The following is a 20106-nucleotide window of genomic DNA, read 5'->3' as shown; positions in this document are numbered from 1 at the left end:
CAGGGCGCCGGCGAGGTGGCCAGCGGCGTATTCTTGAGGGGCCGCGCAGAAGGGCACGGTCCGATTTTGTTGTCCAGTGTAGGACGATAATTTCTGACAGGCAAGATGTTCGCGCAAAAAATCACCGGGCCAGCAACGCTTGCCGCGCGGGCAAAAAAAATGCCCCGGCGAGCGGGGCATGGGATCAAGCGGGCCGGTCTGGCCCTGGCGTTCAGGCGCGCAAGGTGGACAGGATAGGCTGCAGCACGGCCGCACCCAGGGCGGCGCTGCGGGCGCCGCTCCAGCCCGTTTGCGGGTCGGGATCGTTGGCATTGTCCTTGAACGGCAATTCCAGGGTCAGCGACAGGCAGCCGAAAGCGTGCGTGATATGGGGCGAACCCATGGTCAGCACTTCCGGCGTGAACGGGCCGTCTTCGTAGCCGTGCTCATCCTGGAAGTCGGGGCTGGCCACCTTGAAGTCGGCGATGAAGCGGTCTTGCTCGGCCTTTTGTGCTGGCGTGAAATTTTCCAGCGCATCGCTGCCGGCCACGAAGACGTAAGGCAAACCTTCGTCGCCATGCACGTCGAGGAACAGGTCGCAGCCGATTTCATGCATTTTCTGTTTCACCAGGAATACTTCCGGGCTGCGCTCCATCGTCGGCGTCATCCATTCGCGGTTCAGGTTGGCGCCGGCCGCGTTGGTGCGCAGGTTGCCATGCACGGAACCGTCCGGGTTCATGTTCGGCACCACGTAGAAGACGGCGTCCTGCAGGCACTGGCGGGCAAACGGATTGGCCTGGTCCAGCAAAGCTTCGAGCATGCCTTCGACAAACCATTCGGCCATCGTTTCACCGGGATGCTGGCGCGCGATGACCCAGACTTTTTTCTCGGCATCGGCGTCGCCGACGACCAGCAGATTCATGTCGCGGCCTTCGACGGTGCTGCCCAGGTCGATCAAGTGCACCAGCGGCGACGCTTGCGCGCTGTCGATCAGGGCCAGGTGGCGGTCCCATGGATACGGCTCGAAGTAGGCGTAGTACACGCTTTCTTCTTCGGGCGTATGTTCGATCGTCATCACGGTGCCGTCAAAGCTGGTCGGCACGCGGAACCAGGTTTCGCGGTCGTAGCTGGCGACGGCCTGGTAATCTTTCCAGCCGTCCGGGTAGGCCGACTTGCCTGCGTTCATGAAGCGGATCGTGCACGCCTCGCCTTGCGCGCCTTGCAGGCGGAAGTAAAACCACTGCGTGATGTCGGCGTGGGAATCCTTGCGGATGTTCAGCTCGATGGATTGGGCATCGTCGGCGCGCAGCACCTCGATCGCGCCGGCGTCAAATTGCTGGCTGATTTTAATGGTCATGAGTGTTCCTGATAAAAACGTATGGGTTTTGCATCGTGTGCAATGGCCCGATGATACCCGTTTTACCCGTGCCTTTGTGCTGGCGCAAACGATGACGGACATGCTTTGCTAACGTGGAAGCTCCAACATGGGGAGATCATCATGGATGACAACGGCAAACACATACGCGAACTGGAAAAGAAAGTCAGCGCCCTCAGCGACGCCCTGGCGCATCTGGGCAAGGGCACGACCTTGCAGGAATTGCTGCGCATCATACGTTTCCCCGGCTATACGACGCCGGCCGAATACACGTTCAACGTCGCCATCCTCGACACCATGCTGGTGCAGGCCAACGCGCTGGAAAAGCTGGGGCAGGATTTGCTGGCAGGGGCGAAGCAAGTGGCGGTAAAGCAGTGAGCAGGTAGTGACTTATTCCTGAACGCCTGAAAAATGTTCAGGGCAAGGCGCAGGGCCGCAGGCAGTACGAATGTACGCCCAGGCCCTGCAACGCCGCCATGGACGTTTTCTCAGGTGTTCAGTCCGCCAAATCGTTCGTAGAACCACGGCTCGACGTCCGGCGCCTGCGCATCCTCGCGCCGCAATGTCGCCAGGATATGTTCCTCTGCAGGTGCATACGTGATGCGGTACAGGTCGCGCGCCAGCGCATACGCTTGCGTGCCGGGCCACGGTTCGGGCAGCAGTTCGACGGGCAGTTGCGGGTCGTGCAACTGCACGCGGCGGTAGGCGTGCGTCAGCAGCGAGCGGATGACGAACGCCTGCTCCGCGTCGAACACGGGTTCTTCCTGCAGCAGGGTCAGCAGGGGCTGGAAGCTGGCGATGAATTTTTCGTAGCCGGCCATCACTTCCGACAAGTCCCAGCAGTCGCCCACCATGTCGCGCAGGGGGCGCGTGCTCACACTCGGCAATTCCGTGGTGTGGCAGACGTACAGCTTGCCCTGCACCTCGTTGCGCACGAGGATATCTTCGAGCGCTTCCGCATTGCTGGCCGGGTGGCCAAAGATGCCGGGAGAAATCAAGCCATAGCCGGCCCACAATAATTCCTTGCGCAGCGCTCCCCGCTCGGCGGCGCCGATGCTGCCGGCCGGCCCGATCACCAGGGTCCAGCTGCCATCCCAATGCACGACCAGTGGCGCATAGATGCGGCGGTAGGCGCGTTCGAAGCGGGCCAGCGCCTCCGGGCGTATCGTATAGGCGCTGCGGCGGCCGTCGCGTTGCGAGCTGAGCCAGCCTTCCTGCGCCAGGCGGAACACGCTGGTGCGCAATAGCCGGTCATTGACGCCGAATGGCGCCAGCAGTTCGATCAGGCTGCCCAGCCAGATGGCGCCGCCGCGCGGCACGATGGCGTCGCCAAAGATGGTCATCACCAGGGACTTCGAGCGCGGTGGGTCGCTTTCCAGGAAATCGGCTATCCATGCCGTGCAGCGGGTGTTCTTCATGTGGTTCCGGTCTGGCCGTGTTGCGGTCGAATCAATAAAAGCAGCAGTTTACTTGGCTGCGCGGGTAGCGCGGCAATAATTTGCCGGAAGCGCTGGTGGCGCTTTATGGTGTTTTCTCATAAGCAATATCATACGCACAAAAAAGCGGCACAAGATACGATTTTTTAAAATGATTCATATCAAGTGTATGCAAATCGTTTTTTGTATCGTATTATCTGTTTATCGCACCGCGTTGCTGCGCAAAATCAAAGACATGGGAGACACATCATGTACGCACAAATGGTTGAAACCGGCCTCAAGAACGTCCGTTCCCTCGACGATATGGGCCAGGAAGAGCGCGCTTTCCAGGCGCGCATCGACGAAGGTATCAAGATCGAGGCCAAGGACTGGATGCCGGACGCCTACCGCAAGACCCTGATCCGCCAGATTTCGCAGCACGCACACTCGGAAATCGTCGGCCAGTTGCCCGAAGGTAACTGGGTCACGCGCGCCCCGACCCTGAAACGCAAGTCCATCCTGCTGGCGAAGATCCAGGACGAAGCGGGCCACGGCCTGTACCTGTATAGCGCAGCGGAAACGTTAGGCGTGTCGCGCGACGACTTGCTGGCAGCCTTGCACTCGGGCAAAGCCAAGTATTCGAGCATCTTCAATTATCCGACCCTGTCGTGGGCCGACATGGGCGCCATCGGCTGGCTCGTTGACGGCTCCGCCATCATCAACCAGATTCCCCTGTGCCGCTGCTCATACGGTCCATATGCGCGCGCCATGATTCGCGTGTGCAAGGAAGAATCGTTCCATGCGCGCCAGGGCTACGACATCATGATGTCGCTGTGCAAGGGCACGCCCGAGCAGAAAGCCATGGCGCAGGATGCGCTGAACCGCTGGTGGTGGCCATCCCTGATGATGTTCGGCCCGTCGGACGCCGCCTCCGTCAACAGCGCCCAGTCGGCGCAATGGCGTATCAAGCTGTTTTCGAACGATGAACTGCGCCAGCGCATGGTCGACCAGACCGTGCCGCAAATCGAATACCTGGGCTTGACCGTGCCCGATCCCGACCTGAAGTTCAATGCGGAGACGGGCCACTATGAATTCGGCGAGATCGACTGGTCCGAGTTCAACAACGTCCTGAAGGGCAATGGCCCGTGCAACCGCGAACGCCTGCAAACGCGCGTGAAAGCGTACGAAGACGGCGCATGGTTCCGCGATGCCTTGGTCGCGTATGCAGACAAGCAAGCTGCTAACAAAGCGGCAGCGTAAATACATAAGACAGATAGGGGATAGCAACATGAGCAAAGAATGGCCATTGTGGGAAGTTTTCATCCGCAGCCAGCACGGCCTGGCGCACAAGCATGTGGGCAGCCTGCACGCGTCCGACGCCACCATGGCGGTCAACCATGCGCGCGACGTCTACACGCGCCGCAATGAAGGCGTGAGCATCTGGGTGGTGCGCGCGGCCGATATCGTCGCCAGCAGCCCCGGCGACAAGGGCGCCCTGTTCGAACCGTCGAACAGCAAGGTGTACCGCCATCCCACCTTCTTCCCGATGCCGGAAGAAGTCAAGAACCTGTGATGGGAGCGCCTGCAATGGATGACAAGGTCAATTACCTCTTGCGCCTGGGCGATAACGCCCTGATCCTCAGCCAGCAGCTGTCGCAGCTGTGCGGCAAGGGGCCGGCGCTGGAAGAAGACATGGCGCTGACCAATGTGGCGCTGGACTTGCTGGGCCAGACGCGCTTGTGGTTCAGCTATGCGGCCGAACTGGAAAACGCGGGCCGCGACGAGGACGACATCGCCTTTTTGCGCGACGCCCACGACTTCAAGAACTGCCTGCTGGCCGAACAGCCGAACGGCAATTACGCCGACACCATGATGCGCCAGTTCTTTTTCGACAGCTGGCATTACTTCCAGCTGCTGGAACTGACGAAATCGGCGGATGCACGCATCGTCGAAGTGGCGCAAAAGTCGATCAAGGAAGTGACTTATCACTTGCGCCGTAGCGGCGACCTGATCGTGCGCCTCGGCGATGGCACGGCCGACAGCCACGCGAAGACGCAGGCCGCCGCCGACAAGCTGTGGATGTACACGGGCGAGATGTTCACGTACGACGCCGTCGACCAGGCCATGGTCGCCGCCGGCATCGCGCCGCCATCGGACGTGCTGCGCCGGGCTTTCCTCGAACACGTGGCCGAGATCTTCGCCGAAGCCACCTTGACCATGCCGGCGCCCGACGCCTGGATGCAAAAAGGCGGCAAGCAGGGCACGCACACGGAACACCTGGGTTTCATCCTGGCCGAGATGCAGTTCCTGCAGCGCGCCTATCCCGGGGCGGAGTGGTAATGAACACGGTCGCTGGCGCCACGGCGCTGGACGCCGCCCAGGTCTGGGCCTGGCTCGGCGACGTGCCGGACCCGGAAATCCCCGTCATTTCGGTGGTGGACCTGGGCATCGTGCGCGCCGTCGAAGTCACGGATAGCGATGCGTGCATCGTGACGATCACGCCCACGTATTCGGGCTGTCCGGCCATGCAGGTGATCGCCGACGCCGTCACGGAGGCCTTGCGCAGCCATGGCGTGGCCAAGGTGACCTTGGTGAACCAGCTGGCGCCCGCGTGGACGACCGATTGGATGAGCGAATCGGGCAAGGCCAAGCTGAAAGGCTATGGCATCGCCCCGCCGCAGCAGCAGGTGATCGACATCAGCGGTTTGCGTGGTGGCGTCAAGCGCCAGGCGATGCCCAAGCTGGACGTGATCTGCCCGAACTGCGGCTCGACGCACACGCAGCTGACCAGCCAGTTCGGCTCCACGCCGTGCAAGGCCCTGTACAAATGCATCGATTGCCGAGAACCGTTTGACTACTTCAAGTGCCACTAAAAAAATCAGGCACACGTTCCGAAGAAACTGGAGATGAAGCATGAGTAAATTTTATCCGCTGTCCGTGGCCAACGTGCGCAACGAAACGCGCGACACCATCGCCGTCACGTTCGACGTGCCTGCCGAGCTGCAGCAGCAGTTCCGTTTCCAGCAGGGCCAGCACCTGACCCTGCGCGCCAATATCAATGCGGAAGACGTGCGCCGCTCGTATTCGATCTGTTCGGCGGTGCAGGACGGCACTCTGCGCGTGGCCATCAAGCGCACGCCCGGCGGCGCTTTCTCTACTTGGGCGAACGACACCCTGAAAGCCGGCGCCACCATCGAAGTGATGCCGCCCATGGGCCATTTCAACGTGCCGCTCGATTGCGTCAACCGCAAGCACTACCTGGCCTTTGCGGCAGGCAGCGGCATCACGCCCATCCTCTCCATCATCAAGACGACCCTGCTGACGGAACCCCTGAGCCGCTTCACTTTGTTCTACGGTAACCGCGCCTCGTCGTCCGTCATCTTCAAGGAAGAATTGACGGACTTGAAGGATGTCTACCTCGAGCGTCTGAACCTCGTGTACGTGATGAGCCGCGAGCAGCAGGACATCGAATTGTTCAACGGCCGCATCACCCAGGAAAAATGCGAGCAATTCCTGCAGCACTGGATCAAGGTCGAAGACTACGACAATGCGTTTATCTGCGGCCCGGAAGACATGATGCTGGGCGTCTCCGCCGCCCTGCAGGCGGCCGGCATGCCCAAGCAGAACATCAAGATCGAACTGTTCGCCGCCAGCATCCCTAAAAATGCCCACAAGCCGCGCGCCCAGTTGGCCGCCGACGCCGTGCAGGAAACGGAAGTGACCGTCATCATGGACGGCAACCACACCACCTTCACGATGGACAAGGACAAGGAATCCATCCTCGACGCGGGCCTGCGCGCCGGGCTGGACATGCGCTACTCGTGCAAGGGCGGCGTATGCTCGACCTGCCGCTGCAAGATCCTCGACGGCAAGGTCGAAATGGACGTCAACTACGCGCTGGAAGACTACGAAGTGGCGCGCGGTTTTGTCCTCAGCTGCCAGAGTTTTCCTGTCACCGACAAGGTGATTGTCGATTTCGACCAGGCAGAGTAAACGCAGACCCCAAACAACATCTGGGGTCGGACCTTAAGGTCTGACCCCGGCACTGGCACCTGGGTTAAAAATAAACGTAGACGAGACACGCCATGACCTACCAAAACATCCTCTTCACCATCGAGCAGGGCATCGCGACGCTCACCCTGAACCGTCCCGACAAACTGAATAGCTTCACCCAAGCCATGCACGAGGAAGTGCGCGACGCGATTGCGAAAGTCAATGCGGACAGCACCGTGCGCGTCTTCGTGCTGACGGGCGCGGGCCGCGGTTTTTGCGCGGGCCAGGATTTGTCCGACCGCGCCGTGGAGCCGGGTTCGAAGGGCGTGGACCTCGGCGAATCCGTGGAAAAGAATTATGCGCCGCTGGTGCTGGCCTTGAAGGCTTTGCCCATGCCCGTGATCTGCGCCGTCAACGGCGTGGCCGCCGGCGCGGGCGCCAACCTGGCGCTGGCCTGCGACATCGTCATCGCCGGCAAGTCGGCCAGTTTCGTCGAAGTGTTCTGCAAGCTGGGCCTGATCCCGGACACGGGCGGCACCTTCTTCCTGCCACGTTTGATCGGTTCGGCGCGCGCCATGGGACTGGCCATGCTCGGTGAAAAACTGACGGCGGAAAAAGCGGAAGACTGGGGCCTGATCTGGAAATGCGTCGAGGATGCAGAACTGGCGCAGGAAACGCGCAAGCTGGCCGTGCACTTTTCCACGGCGCCGACCAAGGGCCTGGCCTACACCAAGCAGGCGCTGGCCGCCAGCGGCGCCAATACCTTGCCGCAGCAGCTGGCGCTGGAAGCGCGCATGATGAGCGATCTCGGTAACAGCGACGATTACCGCGAAGGCGTGGCCGCCTTCATGGAAAAGCGCGCACCGCAATTCAAGGGACATTGATATGGCAGCTCTGGACAACAACAGTATCGTCGCCGTCATCGGCAGCGGCGCCATGGGCGCCGGCATCGCGCAGGTGGCGGCCGCCGCCGGCTACCGCGTCAAACTGTACGATACGCGCGCGGAAGCCGTCAGCAAGGCCTTGCTCGACATCGGCAAGATGTACGCGAAGCTGGCCGAGAAGGGGCGCATGACGGCAGACGAAGCCACGGCCGCCACGGCGCGCCTGCAGGCGGCTGGCAGCCTGGCCGATGTGAGCGATTGCGCCCTGGTGGTGGAAGCCATCGTGGAAAACCTCGACGTCAAGCGCGGCCTGTTCGCCGAACTCGAAGCGCTGGTCGGCGACGACTGCATCCTGGCGACGAACACGTCGTCGATTTCCGTCACGGCGATTGCCGCCAAGCTGCGCCGCCCGGAACGCCTGGTCGGCATGCATTTCTTTAATCCCGTGCCCCTGATGGCGCTGGTCGAAGTGATCAGTGGCCTGGCCACCAGCGAGCAGGTGGCCGCCACCGTCTACGATACGTCGATCGCCTGGGGCAAGAATCCCGTGCATGCGAAATCGACACCCGGTTTCATCGTCAACAGAGTCGCCCGTCCGTTTTACGCGGAAGGCTGGCGCCTGCTGAACGAGCAGGCGGGCGACGCCGCCACCATCGACGCGGTGCTGCGCGAAGCGGGCGGTTTCCGCATGGGGCCCTTCGAATTGATGGACCTGATTGGCCACGACGTGAATTTCTCCGTCACCCAATCCGTGTTCGGCGCCTATTTCAACGACCCGCGCTTCACGCCATCCGTGCTGCAGCAGGAAATGGTCAACGCCGGTTTCCTCGGCCGCAAATCGGGCCGCGGCTTTTACCCGTATGGCGAAGGCGCCAGCGCGCTTGTGGCGCAGGCGGAAGGCGCGCAGCCGACACCGGAATTCGTCGCCCTGTCGGCCGCCATCGGCGGCGATGGCCGTGGCCACAGCGGCATCATTCACAGCCTGGTGCAGCGGCTGGAGCAGGCCGGTACCACCGTCAGCCGCCGCGTGACGCAGGAAGGGCAATCGCACGACGAAGCGCCGGCCCTGCATTGCCATGGCGCCGCGATTTACCTCACCGATGGCCGCAGCGCCACCCAGCGCGCGCACGACAACCAGCATCCGGATACGGTGCTGTTCGACCTGGCGCTCGATTACGCCGGTGCCAAACGCATCGCCGTGGCCCGTGCCGACCAGTGCAGCGACGCCGCCTACGCGGCCGTCGTCGGCCTGTTCCAGGCGGCCGGTTTCATCGTCACGCGCCTGGACGACGTGCCTGGCCTGGCCGTCATGCGCACGGTCGCCATGCTGGCCAACGAAGCGGCCGACGCCGTCAACCAGGGCGTATGCACGGTGGCCGCCGTCGATATCGCCATGCAGAAGGGCGTCAACTATCCGCGCGGACCGCTGGCCTGGGCCGATGCCGTCGGCGTCCAGCACATCGTGAACGTATTGCAGCACCTGGCGCTGGGCTATGGCGAAGACCGCTACCGGGTCTCGCCGCTGCTGCGCCGCAAACTCGCCAATGGAGTACCGTTTCATGCCGAATGATATGTCAAATAAGGACCACAACATGACCGCGCAAGCCCTGGCCGAAGCGGCCGCCGCCTCGATGCTGTCGCGCGATAACGCCACCGCCGCCATGGGCATCGCCCTGGCCGGCGTGGGTCCCGGCCATGCGCGCATGACGATGACGGTGCGCGCCGACATGCTCAACGGCCACCAGACCTGCCACGGCGGTTTTATCTTCGCCCTGGCCGACAGCGCCTTCGCCTTTGCCTGCAACAGCTACAACATGAATACCGTGGGCGCTGGCTGCACCATCGACTACCTGGCGCCGGGCCGCGAAGGCGACGTGCTGACGGCGCATGCCGTCGAGCAGGCGCTGGCCGGCAAGAGCGGCGTCTATGACGTGAAGGTCAGCAATCAGGAAGGCCGCGCCATTGCGCTCTTCCGCGGCAAGTCGATCCGCGTGGCCGGTGAAGTGATCAGCAATTGAAGTGACAAGAGCAGGTTTGAACTGCCAGTAGCAATTACACAGTGATAGTAACGATTCAGGAGACAATGATGGTCCAACGTACGCCTTCCCCGAATGACCTCGAGCCGATCGAGCGCGCCAGCAAGGATGAACTGCAGGCGCTGCAGCTCGAACGCATGAAATGGACGCTCAAGCACGCGTATGACAACGTGCCCCATTACCGCGCCGCTTTTGACGAAGCGGGCGTGCATCCGGACGACCTCAAATCCCTGGCGGACCTGGCCAAATTCCCGTTCACCGATAAGAAGGTCTTGCGCGACAATTACCCGTTCGGCCTGTTCGCCGTGCCGCGCGAGCAAGTGGTGCGCATCCACGCGTCGAGCGGCACCACGGGCAAGGCCACGGTGGTCGGCTACACGCAGAACGACATCGATACCTGGGCCAACGTGGTGGCGCGTTCGATCCGTGCCGGCGGCGGGCGCGCCGGCGACATGGTGCATATCTCCTACGGCTACGGCCTGTTCACGGGCGGCCTGGGCGCGCATTATGGCGCCGAGCGTTTGGGCTGCACGGTCATCCCGATGTCGGGCGGGCAGACGGAAAAGCAGGTGCAGCTGATCCAGGATTTCAAGCCTTCGATCATCATGGTCACGCCATCGTACATGCTCAACATCATCGAGGAATTCACGCGCCAGGGCCTGGACCCGGCGGAATCGTCGCTGAAGGTGGGCATCTTCGGCGCCGAGCCGTGGACGGACGCCATGCGTTCGGAGATCGAAGCGCGCGCCGGCATCGACGCCGTCGATATCTATGGCCTGTCCGAAGTGATGGGCCCTGGCGTGGCATCCGAATGCATCGAAAGCAAGGACGGTCCCGTCATCTGGGAAGACCATTTCTACCCGGAGATCATCGATCCGGAAACGGGCGAAGTGCTGCCGGACGGCGAAGAGGGCGAACTGGTGTTTACCTCGCTGTCGAAAGAAGCGCTGCCCATCATCCGCTACCGCACGCGCGACCTGACCCGTTTGCTGCCGCCGACGTCGCGCTCGATGCGCCGCATCGGCAAGATCACGGGCCGTTCCGACGACATGCTGATCATCCGCGGCGTGAACGTCTTCCCCACGCAGATTGAAGAGCTGATCCTCAAGATGCCGCGTCTGGCGCCGCAATACCAGCTGGTGGTAACGCGCGACGGCCACCTCGACAAACTGGAAGTGATCGCCGAGCTGCGTATCGACCTGACCGCCACTATCTCGGCCAGCGAAACGGACGCGCTGGCGCGCGAACTGGAACACCGCATCAAGACCCACGTGGGCGTGAGCACCCGCGTGCGCCTGGTGGCCGCCGCCGGCATCGAGCGCACCTTGACGGGCAAGGCCCGCCGCGTGGTCGACCAGCGCCCGAAGATTTTCTCCTGATAGCCCGAACAAGGAAGCAGACATGAACGAAGCCTTTATCTGTGACGCCGTACGTACCCCGTTTGGCCGCTACGGCGGCGCGCTGTCCAGCGTACGCGCGGACGACCTGGGCGCGCTGCCGATCGCGGCGCTGATCGCCCGCAACCCGTCCGTCGACTGGTCCGCCATCGACGACGTGTTCTACGGCTGCGCCAACCAGGCGGGCGAAGACAACCGCAACGTGGGCCGCATGGCCGCGCTGCTGGCCGGCTTGCCGGCGGCCGTACCGGCCAATACCATCAACCGCCTGTGCGGCTCCAGCCTGGATGCCGTGGGCATGGCTGCCCGTTCCATCAAGGCGGGCGAGGCGGAACTGATCATCGCCGGCGGCGTGGAAAGCATGACGCGCGCGCCGTTCGTGATGGGCAAGGCCGACAGCGCGTTTTCGCGCGCGGCGAAAATCGAGGACACGACCCTGGGCTGGCGTTTTGTGAACGGCAAGATGAAGGCGCAGTACGGCATCGACACCATGCCGGAAACGGCGGAAAACGTAGCCGTGGAATTTGGCATCAGCCGCGCCGACCAGGATGCGCTGGCCTTGCGCAGCCAGCAGCGCTGGGCCGCCGCCCATGCTGCCGGCGTGTTCGAGCGCGAAATCGTGCCCGTCGCCGTGCCGCAGAAAAAGGGTGATCCGAAGATGGTCACCAGCGACGAACATCCGCGTCCCGATACCTCGATCGAGATGCTGGCAAAGCTCAAGGGCGTCGTCAAGGCTGACGGCACCGTCACGGCCGGTAATGCCTCGGGCTTGAACGACGGCGCTTGCGCCATCCTGCTGGCGTCCGCCGCCGCCGTCGACAAATACAAGCTGACGCCGCGCGCAAAAGTGCTGGGCATGGCCACGGCTGGCCTGGCGCCCCGCATCATGGGTTTTGGCCCATCGCCCGCGACGCGCAAGGTGCTGGCGCAGACGGGATTGACCATCGAGCAGATGGACGTTATCGAACTCAATGAGGCGTTTGCGGCGCAGGCGCTGGCCGTTACGCGCGACCTGGGTCTGGCTGACGATGCGGCCCACGTGAATCCGAATGGCGGCGCGATCGCCATCGGCCACCCGCTGGGCGCATCGGGCGCGCGCCTGGTGATGGCCGCGCTGAACCAGCTGGAACGCACGGGCGGGCGCTATGCGCTGTGCACCATGTGCATCGGCGTGGGTCAGGGTATTGCTGTCGTGATTGAACGCGTATAAAAATGAAAACAAAAGGCGCAGGCTTGTAAGAAAAGCGCCGACCATAATTGACCGTAGTGCCAACCTGGTGGAGACCATAATGATTGCCAATATCTTCAAGAAAACCCTGATCGCCGGCGTGCTGGCCATGTCCGCAGCGGGTGCGTATGCGGCCGAGAACATCAAGATCGGTTCCGTGCTGTCCGTCACGGGCCCTGCCGCCTTCCTGGGCGACCCTGAACTGAAAACCCTGCAGCTGTACATCGAGAAGATCAATGCGGCCGGCGGCGTCCTGGGACGCAAGCTGGAACTCGTGCATTACGACGACGGCAGCGATGCGGCCAAGGCCAACGGCTTTACCAAGCGTTTGATCGAGTCCGACAAGGTCGATGTGCTGATCGGCGGCACGACCACCGGTGCGACGATGGCAATGGCGCCGCTGGTGGAGCGCGCCAGCATGCCGTTCATCTCGCTGGCGGGCGCCGTGGTGATCATCGACCCGGTCAAGAAATGGGTCTTCAAGACACCGCATACGGACCGCATGGCGGCCGAGAAGGTGTTCGAGGACATGAAGAAACGCGGCATCAGCAAGGTGGGCCTGCTGTCGGAAACGAGCGGCTTTGGCGCCTCGGGCCGCAAGGAATCGCAAATTGTCGCCTCCAAATACGGCATCACCCTGGTGGCCGATGAAACCTACGGCCCGAAAGATACCGACATCACGGCGCAGCTCACGCGCATCAAGAACACCAAGGGTGTGCAAGCCGTCTTCGTTTTCGGCCTGGGCCAGGGGCCGGCCGTTGTGACCAAGAACTATGGCCAGCTGGGCATGGCCGCGCTGCCGCTGTACCAGTCGCATGGCGTGGCGTCGGACGAATACCTGAAACTGTCGGGCAAGTCCGCCGAAGGCGTGCGCCTGCCAACGCCAGCCCTGTTGATCGGTGCCATGCTGCCGGACAGCGACGGCCAGAAGGCCGTCGTCGTCGGCTACGACAAGACGTATAAAGACCGCTACAAGATCGATCCGTCGACCTTCGGCGGCTATGCGCTCGACGCCCTGAACCTGTCGGTCGACGCCATCAAGCGCGCCGGCGGCACGGACCGCGAAAAAGTGCGCGCGGCGCTGGAATCGACCAAGGGTTTTGTGGGCACCACCGGTGTCTTCAACATGTCGGCCAAAGACCACATGGGCCTGGACCTGTCGGCGTTCCGCATGGTCGAAGTGAAGAACGGCGAATGGCAATTGTCGAAGTGATGTTCGAAACAAGGTAAGCCAGAAGTACCTGCGCGAGGCCGCCCTCGAAGACGGCCCGCGCATCGCCGAACATATTGGAGACACCATGGAAGTCGCACAATTTCTACAATTTCTGTATTCCGGGATGACGGTCGGTTCCGCCTATGCGCTGGCTGCGCTGGGCTTTACCATCATCTACAACACCAGCGGGGTGATCAACTTCGCGCAAGGCGAATTCATCATGCTGGGCGGGATGCTGGCCGCCGTGATGTCGGCCGCCGGCGTGCCGCTGCCGCTGGCCATCATCCTGGCCGTCATCGCCACCGGTATCGTTGGCCTGCTGATGGAAAAAACCGTGATCGAGCCGGCGCAGAACGCGCAGGTCATCACGCTGTTGATCATCACCATCGGCGCCTCGCTCGTGCTGCGCGGCCTTGTGCAAATCTGGCTGGGCAAGGATACGCACTCACTGCCAGCGTTTTCCGGCGATGCGCCGATCGAATTTTTGGGCGCCAGCCTGCTGCCGCAAAGCCTGTGGGTGCTGGGCGTGACGGTCGTCATCGTGCTGGTGCTGGGCTGGTTCTTCGGCCGCACCCTGATGGGCAAGGCCATGCTGGCCACCTCGCACAACAAGCTGGCCGCGCAACTGGTGGGCATCAACACGCGCAAGGTACTGCTGTTCTCGTTCGGCCTGTCGGCCCTGCTGGGCGCTGCCGGCGGCATCCTCGTCGCACCGATCACGTATACCTCGTATGACGCGGGCATCATGCTGGGCCTGAAAGGCTTTGTCGCCGCTGTATTGGGCGGCCTCGGTGGCGGCGCGGGCGCGATTGCCGGTGGCCTGATCCTCGGCATCGCCGAAGCCATGACGGCTGGCTACATCTCGTCGGCCTACAAAGATGCGGTGCCTTTCGTGCTGATCCTGCTGATCCTGTTCTTCCTGCCGCAAGGCTTGTTTGGCGCTAAAAATTCGGAGCGTGTATGAAGAATTTATTTACCCGCTCGCGCCATGGCGGCCTGCTGGTGCTGGCGCTGATCCTGGCCATCCTGCCTCTGTTCCTCACCAACGCGTTCTACTATGACGTGGCGATCCGCATTGCGCTGAACGCCATCGTCGTCATTGGCCTCAATCTGCTGATGGGCTACACGGGCCAGATCAGCCTCGGTCACGCGGGTTTCTATGGCCTGGGCGCGTATGCGTCGGCCGTGCTGACCACGCACTACGGCTGGCCGCCGCTGGCCGCGCTGGCCGCCGGCGCCGTCGCCACGGGCCTGCTGGCGCTGCTGCTGGCCCGCCCCGTGCTGAAGCTCAAGGGTCATACGCTGGCCATGGCCACCCTGGGCCTGGGCATCATCATTTCCATCGTCATCAACAACGAGACGCAGTGGACGGGTGGCCCGGACGGCATCGGCGTGTCCGCCTTCGGTGTCGCCGGCCTGGAGATCGCCGGTGAAAAATCGTGGTACCTGGTGTGCGCCGTGCTGCTGTTGCTGGTCACCTGGCTGGCCCTGAACCTGATCGACTCGCCCGTCGGCCGCGCGCTGCAAGCGATTCACGGTTCGGAAGTGGCGGCCCGCGTCGTCGGCGTCGATACGACCCGCTTCAAGGTGCGCGTGTTCGTGCTGTCGGCCGTCATTGCCAGCATTGCGGGCAGCATCAGCGCCCATTACATCGGTTTCATCACACCCAACCTGGCCGGCTTCTTCCACTCGATCGAGCTGGTGACGATGGTGGTGGTGGGCGGCATGGCGTCGATCTTCGGTTCCATCATCGGTGCGGCACTGCTGACGATTCTGCCGCAGCTGCTGTCCAGTTTTGAAGGCTGGGAAACGGTGGTGTTTGGCGTGATCCTGATGGCCACCATGATCTTCATGCCGAAAGGCCTGGTGCCGAGCCTGGCCAGCCGTTCGCGCAAGCAGGCAGCCACGCCGAAAGCACCGCCTAAATCTGCACAGGAGGTCTGAGATGCTGACAATTAACAAGCTGAGCAAGAGCTTCGGCGGCGTGCACGCGGTGCAGGACGTCAGTTTTACGGTCAAGGAAGGCAATATCCACTCCGTGATCGGGCCGAACGGCGCAGGCAAGACGACTCTGTTCAACCTGATCACCGGCGTCTACACGCCAACAAAGGGCGAGATTTTGCTCAATGGCGAGAACGTGGCCGCCATGTCGCCCGATGCGCTGGCGCGGCGCGGCATGAGCCGCACCTTCCAGAACCTGCAAGTGTGCATGAACATGACGGCCATCGACAACGTGATGGTGGGCGCGCACCTGCGCCTGAACCAGAACCTGTTCGCTTCCATGCTGCGTTTGCCATCCGTGCGCCGCGCCGATGCGGCCTGCCGCGATGAAGCGGCGGGCCTGATGGAATTCGTCGGCGTGGGCCGGCATGTCGATGACGAGGCGGGGCAGATGTCGTATGGCGCATTAAAACGCCTGGAAATCGCCCGCGCACTGGCGGCCAAGCCGAAAGTGCTGCTGCTCGATGAACCTGCGGCCGGCTTGAACCACACGGAGACGGGCGAGATCGAAGCCCTGATCCGCAAGGTGGCGCAATCGGGCGTAACGGTGGTGCTGGTCGAGCATGACATGAAACTGGTGATGAATCTGTCGGACCATATCCTGGTGCTCGACTATGGCAAGAAGCTGGCCGAAGGGACCGCCGCCGAAGTGCGCGCAAACCCCGACGTGGTGGCGGCCTATCTGGGAGTGGCGGCATGATGAAGATGGAAAAACCCCAGGCACCGCTGGTGCTCGATATCGCCGGCTTGACCAGCCATTACGGCCGCATCCAGGCCCTGCACGGCATCGACCTGCAAGTGCGCCAGGGCCAGCTGGTGGCGCTGGTGGGTGCGAATGGCGCCGGCAAGACGACCCTGCTGCGGGCGATCTCCGGCGTGCAGCCGATCAGCGCCGGCAGCATCACCTTCGCCGGCCAGGACGTCAGCCGCATGAGCGCCGACAAGCGCGTGCGCAGCGGCATCTGCCAGGTGCCGGAAGGGCGCCAAGTGTTCGGCCCCATGACGGTGGAAGACAACCTGCGCCTCGGCGCGTTTACACGTCCGCCGCAAGACGTGGCCGGTGACATGGAGCGCATGTACGGCCTGTTCCCGATCCTCAAGGAAAAGCGCCTGCTGCTGGCCGGGACGCTATCGGGCGGACAGCAGCAGATGCTGGCCATGGCGCGCGCGCTGATGGGCCGTCCGCAACTGCTGCTGCTCGATGAACCGAGCATGGGCCTGGCGCCGCTCCTGATCGCGGAAATCTTCCGCATCGTGGCCGAACTGCGCGACCAGGGCATCACCATCTTCCTCGTCGAGCAGAACGCGCATGCGGCCCTGTCGATTGCCGACGTGGGCTATGTGATCGAGACGGGCGCCATCACCTTGTCCGGGCCCGGTCCTGAATTGCTGCATAACGAGCAGGTGCAGAGCGCCTACTTGGGTATGTGATGACGTAGGTCGGATTAGCGCTTGCGCGTAATCCGACATCAGCCGCTACGGCTGGCAATAATGTTTTGGAGAGCAATATGGTCAAAGTCTACGAAATCAACGGCGTCACCCCCGTCGTCCACCCCAGCGCCTACGTGCACCCGTCGGCGGTGCTGATCGGCGACGTGATCATCGGGCCGCGCTGCTATATTGGCCCGCTGGCCTCGATCCGCGGCGACTTCGGCCGCCTGATCCTGGAAGAAGGTGCCAACCTGCAGGACACGTGCGTCATGCACGGCTTTCCCGGCTGCGACACGGTGGTCGAAGTCGACGGCCATGTCGGCCACGGCGCCGTGCTGCACGGCTGCCGCATCGGTCGCAATGCGCTCGTCGGCATGAACGCCGTGGTGATGGATAACGCCGTCATCGGCGAGGAATCCATCGTCGCCGCCATGAGTTTCGTCAAGGCGGGCATGATCGTCGCGCCGCGCAGCATGGTCGTCGGCACGCCCGCCAAGATCATCCGCGCACTGACCGACGATGAAATCAAATGGAAAAGCTCGGGCACGGGCCAGTACCACGAACTGGCCGTGCGCTCCATGCAGACGATGCGCGAAGTGGAAGCCCTGACGCAAGTCGAGGCGAACCGCCAGCGCCTGAATTTCGAATCCGCCTTGCCGCTGCACCTGCACAAGAACGCAGCGGCGCAGTAAGCAATATGGGCGTAGGTCGGATTAGCGGGGCCAAGCCCCGCGTAATCCGACGCCACCGCCAACATCAATTATGGAGAAAAAATGGCTCAAATATCCACCCTGCAAAGTCTGATCGCCGGCCGCTGGCTGGGCGAAAGCGCCGCCGTGCCCCTGCACAGCGCCTTGAACAACCGCGTCATCTATCACACGCATGCGGAAAAGATCGACTTCGACGAAGCCGTCACCTATGCGCGCAAGACGGGCGTGCCGGGCCTGATGGCGCTGGACTTCCAGCAGCGCGCCGCGCGCCTGAAGGCGCTGGCCCTGTACCTGGTCGAGCGCAAGGAAGAGCTGTACGCGATCTCGCACCTGTCGGGCGCCACGCGCGCCGACAGCTGGGTCGATATCGAAGGCGGCACGGGCACCCTGTTCGCCTACGCCAGCATGGGCAGCAACGAGCTGCCGTCGTCGAACGTACTGCACGAAGGTCCGGCCATCGCGCTTGGTAAAAAAGGCGGTTTCGCCGGCACGCACATCCTGGTGCCGCGCGGCGGCCTGGCCGTGCATATCAACGCCTTCAACTTCCCCATCTGGGGCTTGCTGGAAAAATTCGCGCCCAGCTTCCTGGCGGCCATGCCCTGCATCGCCAAGCCGGCCACGGCGACGAGCTATCTGACGCAGGCCGTCGTGCGCATGATGCATGAATCGGGCTTGCTGCCGGCCGGCAGTTTGCAGCTGGTGATCGGCTCCACGGGCGACTTGCTGGACCGCCTGAACGGCCAGGATTTCGTGACATTCACGGGTTCGGCCGCGACGGCCGCCAAGTTGCGCACCAATCCCAACCTGATTGCTCAGTCCGTGCCCTTCAACGGCGAAGCCGATTCGCTCAATTGCGCCATCCTGGCACCGGACGTCACGCCAGACGATGTGGAATTCGACCTGTTCGTCAAGGAAGTCGTGCGCGAGATGACGGGCAAGTCGGGCCAGAAGTGCACGGCGATTCGCCGCATCATCGTGCCCGAGCACCTGATGGACGCCGTCGGCACGCGCCTGCGCGAGCGCCTGGCCAAGGTGGTGGTGGGCGATCCGTCCATCGAAGGCGTGCGCATGGGCGCGCTGGCGTCGAAAGAGCAGCAGAACGACGTGGCCGAACGTGTCGCCACCCTGTCGCAGGGTAATGAAGTGGTGTTCGGCGCGGCCGACGGTTTCAATCCGCTCGGTGATGGCGCGCAGGACGGCAGCTTCTTCTCGCCGACCTTGCTGATGTGCCGCGACGCCTTCGGCAACGACGCCGTGCACGACGTGGAAGCGTTCGGCCCTGTCAGCACCATGATGGGTTACCACGATATCGACGAAGCGCTGGCCCTGGCCGCGCGCGGCAAGGGCAGCCTGGTGAGCACCCTGGTGACGCGCGATCCGAAGATCGCCGCGCGCGTGGTGCCGCAAGTGGCGGCCACGCATGGCCGCGTGCACGTGCTCGAGCGCGTCGCTTCCGTCGATTCGACGGGCCATGGCTCGCCCTTGCCGCAACTGAAGCACGGCGGCCCTGGCCGCGCGGGCGGCGGCGAAGAGCTGGGCGGCGTGCGCGCCGTGCGCCATTACCTGCAACGGGCGGCCGTGCAAGGCTCGCCGACGATGCTGGCGGCCATCACCGGTGAATATGTGCGCGGCGCGGACGTCAACGAAAGCCCGATCCACCCGTTCCGCAAGCACTTCGAGGACTTGAAGACGGGCGACTCGCTGCTCACGCACCGCCGCACCGTCAGCGAAGCGGACATCGTCGCCTTCGGCGGCATCTCGGGCGACTTCTTCTACATGCACTTCGACGAAATCGCGGCCAAGGAATCGCAGTTCGGCAAGCGCATCGCCCACGGCTATTTCGTGCTGTCGGCCGCCGCCGGCCTGTTCGTCTCGCCCGGTGTCGGTCCCGTGCTGGCCAACTATGGTCTGGACAACCTGCGCTTCGTCGCGCCGGTGGCGATTGGCGACACCATCCGCGCCCGCCTGACGTGCAAGCGCAAGGTCGACCGCAACCGCAAGGACGTCTTTGGCGTGGGCCAGGGCGTGGTCGCGTGGGACGTGCAGGTGACGAACCAGAACGAGGAACTGGTGGCCAGCTATGACATCCTGACCCTGGTGTCGAAGCGCGAATAAGCTTCTGCTGCAGCACTGGTGTGAATGGCGCCGCCCGCGATCTTCGCGCGGGCGGCGCTTTTTTTATCGCGGTTCTTTTCGTCTTGAATTATCCATAAGTGTATGAAAAACATAGCGTAAGTGTGGTTTTGCACGGCGTGCTATTTAGATAAACCCCTCTAGAACGCGTGCTTTTTCCGTGAAAAGAGGTGAATTCGTTCATTGCCTCAAGAAAACTTTCCAACGTAAAACCTTTTCTCTGTAGCATGGTTTTACTCACTGGTCACGCCGCCATGCACGCTTCCTCGAAGCGATGGCGGCGCGAAAAAAACGGACCCGGCCTTTTACGG

At 62.9% G+C, this 20106-nt stretch carries 20 protein-coding genes; 18 read left to right on the top strand and 2 right to left on the bottom strand.

What is annotated here, in order from left to right; all coding sequences use genetic code 11:
* Positions 1–211: 211 nt before the first annotated feature.
* A complete protein-coding gene (locus KO538_RS08050) occupies positions 212–1336 on the bottom strand; it encodes a M14-type cytosolic carboxypeptidase (protein ID WP_219327981.1) in 1125 nt (374 codons plus the stop codon).
* 141 nt (positions 1337–1477) lie between these two features.
* Between KO538_RS08050 and KO538_RS08045 the strand changes: the two genes are divergently transcribed.
* The gene (locus KO538_RS08045) at positions 1478–1732 is read left to right on the top strand and encodes a hypothetical protein (protein ID WP_034746349.1); all 255 of its coding nucleotides are present in this window, start codon (positions 1478–1480) and stop codon (positions 1730–1732) included.
* Between the two features lie 110 nt (positions 1733–1842).
* Here the strand turns inward: KO538_RS08045 and paaX are convergent, their stop codons facing one another.
* Entirely contained in the window at positions 1843–2772 is a 930-nt protein-coding gene (paaX, locus tag KO538_RS08040; RefSeq protein ID WP_219327980.1) for a phenylacetic acid degradation operon negative regulatory protein PaaX, read from the bottom strand.
* Positions 2773–3039: 267 nt separating this feature from the next.
* Here paaX and paaA point away from each other — a divergent pair, with 267 nt between their 5' ends.
* From paaA to paaZ, 17 genes are all read left to right on the top strand, one after another.
* On the top strand, positions 3040–4029 hold the full coding sequence (gene paaA / locus KO538_RS08035; RefSeq protein ID WP_034746354.1) for a 1,2-phenylacetyl-CoA epoxidase subunit PaaA: 990 nt from the start codon (positions 3040–3042) through the stop codon (positions 4027–4029).
* 28 nt (positions 4030–4057) lie between these two features.
* Positions 4058–4342, top strand: a complete 285-nt coding sequence (gene paaB / locus KO538_RS08030; protein ID WP_034746356.1) for a 1,2-phenylacetyl-CoA epoxidase subunit PaaB — start codon at positions 4058–4060, stop codon at positions 4340–4342.
* 14 nt (positions 4343–4356) lie between these two features.
* Positions 4357–5109: a 1,2-phenylacetyl-CoA epoxidase subunit PaaC gene (paaC, locus tag KO538_RS08025; RefSeq protein ID WP_034746358.1), complete on the top strand. Its 753-nt coding sequence runs from the start codon at positions 4357–4359 to the stop codon at positions 5107–5109.
* On the top strand, positions 5109–5642 hold the full coding sequence (paaD, locus tag KO538_RS08020) for a 1,2-phenylacetyl-CoA epoxidase subunit PaaD (RefSeq protein ID WP_070301128.1): 534 nt from the start codon (positions 5109–5111) through the stop codon (positions 5640–5642). The genes paaC and paaD overlap by 1 nt, the downstream gene beginning before the upstream one ends.
* Positions 5643–5682: 40 nt before the next feature.
* Positions 5683–6762: a 1,2-phenylacetyl-CoA epoxidase subunit PaaE gene (paaE, locus tag KO538_RS08015; protein WP_219327979.1), complete on the top strand. Its 1080-nt coding sequence runs from the start codon at positions 5683–5685 to the stop codon at positions 6760–6762.
* 92 nt (positions 6763–6854) lie between these two features.
* Complete coding sequence (gene paaG, locus KO538_RS08010) at positions 6855–7646, top strand: 2-(1,2-epoxy-1,2-dihydrophenyl)acetyl-CoA isomerase PaaG (RefSeq protein WP_034746364.1); 792 nt, start codon at positions 6855–6857, stop codon at positions 7644–7646.
* A 1-nt stretch (position 7647) separates the two neighbouring features.
* Positions 7648–9216 (top strand): 3-hydroxyacyl-CoA dehydrogenase PaaH, encoded by a 1569-nt coding sequence (gene paaH / locus KO538_RS08005; protein WP_219327978.1) that lies wholly within the window; start codon positions 7648–7650, stop codon positions 9214–9216.
* A gap of 22 nt (positions 9217–9238) precedes the next feature.
* The gene (gene paaI / locus KO538_RS08000) at positions 9239–9664 is read left to right on the top strand and encodes a hydroxyphenylacetyl-CoA thioesterase PaaI (RefSeq protein WP_374106833.1); all 426 of its coding nucleotides are present in this window, start codon (positions 9239–9241) and stop codon (positions 9662–9664) included.
* 68 nt (positions 9665–9732) lie between these two features.
* Positions 9733–11061, top strand: coding sequence for a phenylacetate--CoA ligase PaaK (gene paaK / locus KO538_RS07995; RefSeq protein WP_034746368.1), 1329 nt, complete (start codon positions 9733–9735; stop codon positions 11059–11061).
* Between the two features lie 22 nt (positions 11062–11083).
* Entirely contained in the window at positions 11084–12289 is a 1206-nt protein-coding gene (pcaF, locus tag KO538_RS07990; protein WP_219327976.1) for a 3-oxoadipyl-CoA thiolase, read from the top strand.
* A gap of 79 nt (positions 12290–12368) precedes the next feature.
* Positions 12369–13520 carry an ABC transporter substrate-binding protein gene (locus KO538_RS07985; protein ID WP_219327975.1) on the top strand — a complete coding sequence of 384 codons (1152 nt, stop codon included), beginning with the start codon at positions 12369–12371 and terminating at the stop codon, positions 13518–13520.
* 85 nt (positions 13521–13605) lie between these two features.
* Entirely contained in the window at positions 13606–14484 is an 879-nt protein-coding gene (locus KO538_RS07980; protein ID WP_034780386.1) for a branched-chain amino acid ABC transporter permease, read from the top strand.
* On the top strand, positions 14481–15464 hold the full coding sequence (locus tag KO538_RS07975) for a branched-chain amino acid ABC transporter permease (protein WP_219327974.1): 984 nt from the start codon (positions 14481–14483) through the stop codon (positions 15462–15464). Before KO538_RS07980 ends, KO538_RS07975 begins: the two co-directional genes overlap by 4 nt.
* A 1-nt stretch (position 15465) precedes the next feature.
* Positions 15466–16221 (top strand): ABC transporter ATP-binding protein, encoded by a 756-nt coding sequence (locus KO538_RS07970; RefSeq protein ID WP_072454989.1) that lies wholly within the window; start codon positions 15466–15468, stop codon positions 16219–16221.
* Positions 16221–16952: an ABC transporter ATP-binding protein gene (locus KO538_RS07965; protein ID WP_080698401.1), complete on the top strand. Its 732-nt coding sequence runs from the start codon at positions 16221–16223 to the stop codon at positions 16950–16952. The genes KO538_RS07970 and KO538_RS07965 overlap by 1 nt, the downstream gene beginning before the upstream one ends.
* 77 nt (positions 16953–17029) lie before the next feature.
* The gene (gene paaY / locus KO538_RS07960; protein ID WP_219327973.1) at positions 17030–17644 is read left to right on the top strand and encodes a phenylacetic acid degradation protein PaaY; all 615 of its coding nucleotides are present in this window, start codon (positions 17030–17032) and stop codon (positions 17642–17644) included.
* 81 nt (positions 17645–17725) lie between these two features.
* Positions 17726–19777, top strand: a complete 2052-nt coding sequence (gene paaZ, locus KO538_RS07955) for a phenylacetic acid degradation bifunctional protein PaaZ (RefSeq protein WP_219327972.1) — start codon at positions 17726–17728, stop codon at positions 19775–19777.
* Positions 19778–20106: the final 329 nt, after the last annotated feature.

Origin of the sequence: Janthinobacterium sp. NKUCC08_JDC (assembly GCF_019345575.1) — a bacterium.
Taxonomy (GTDB): Bacteria; Pseudomonadota; Gammaproteobacteria; order Burkholderiales; family Burkholderiaceae_D; genus Janthinobacterium; species Janthinobacterium aestuarii.
This window is presented reverse-complemented; position numbering and strand designations above follow the sequence as displayed.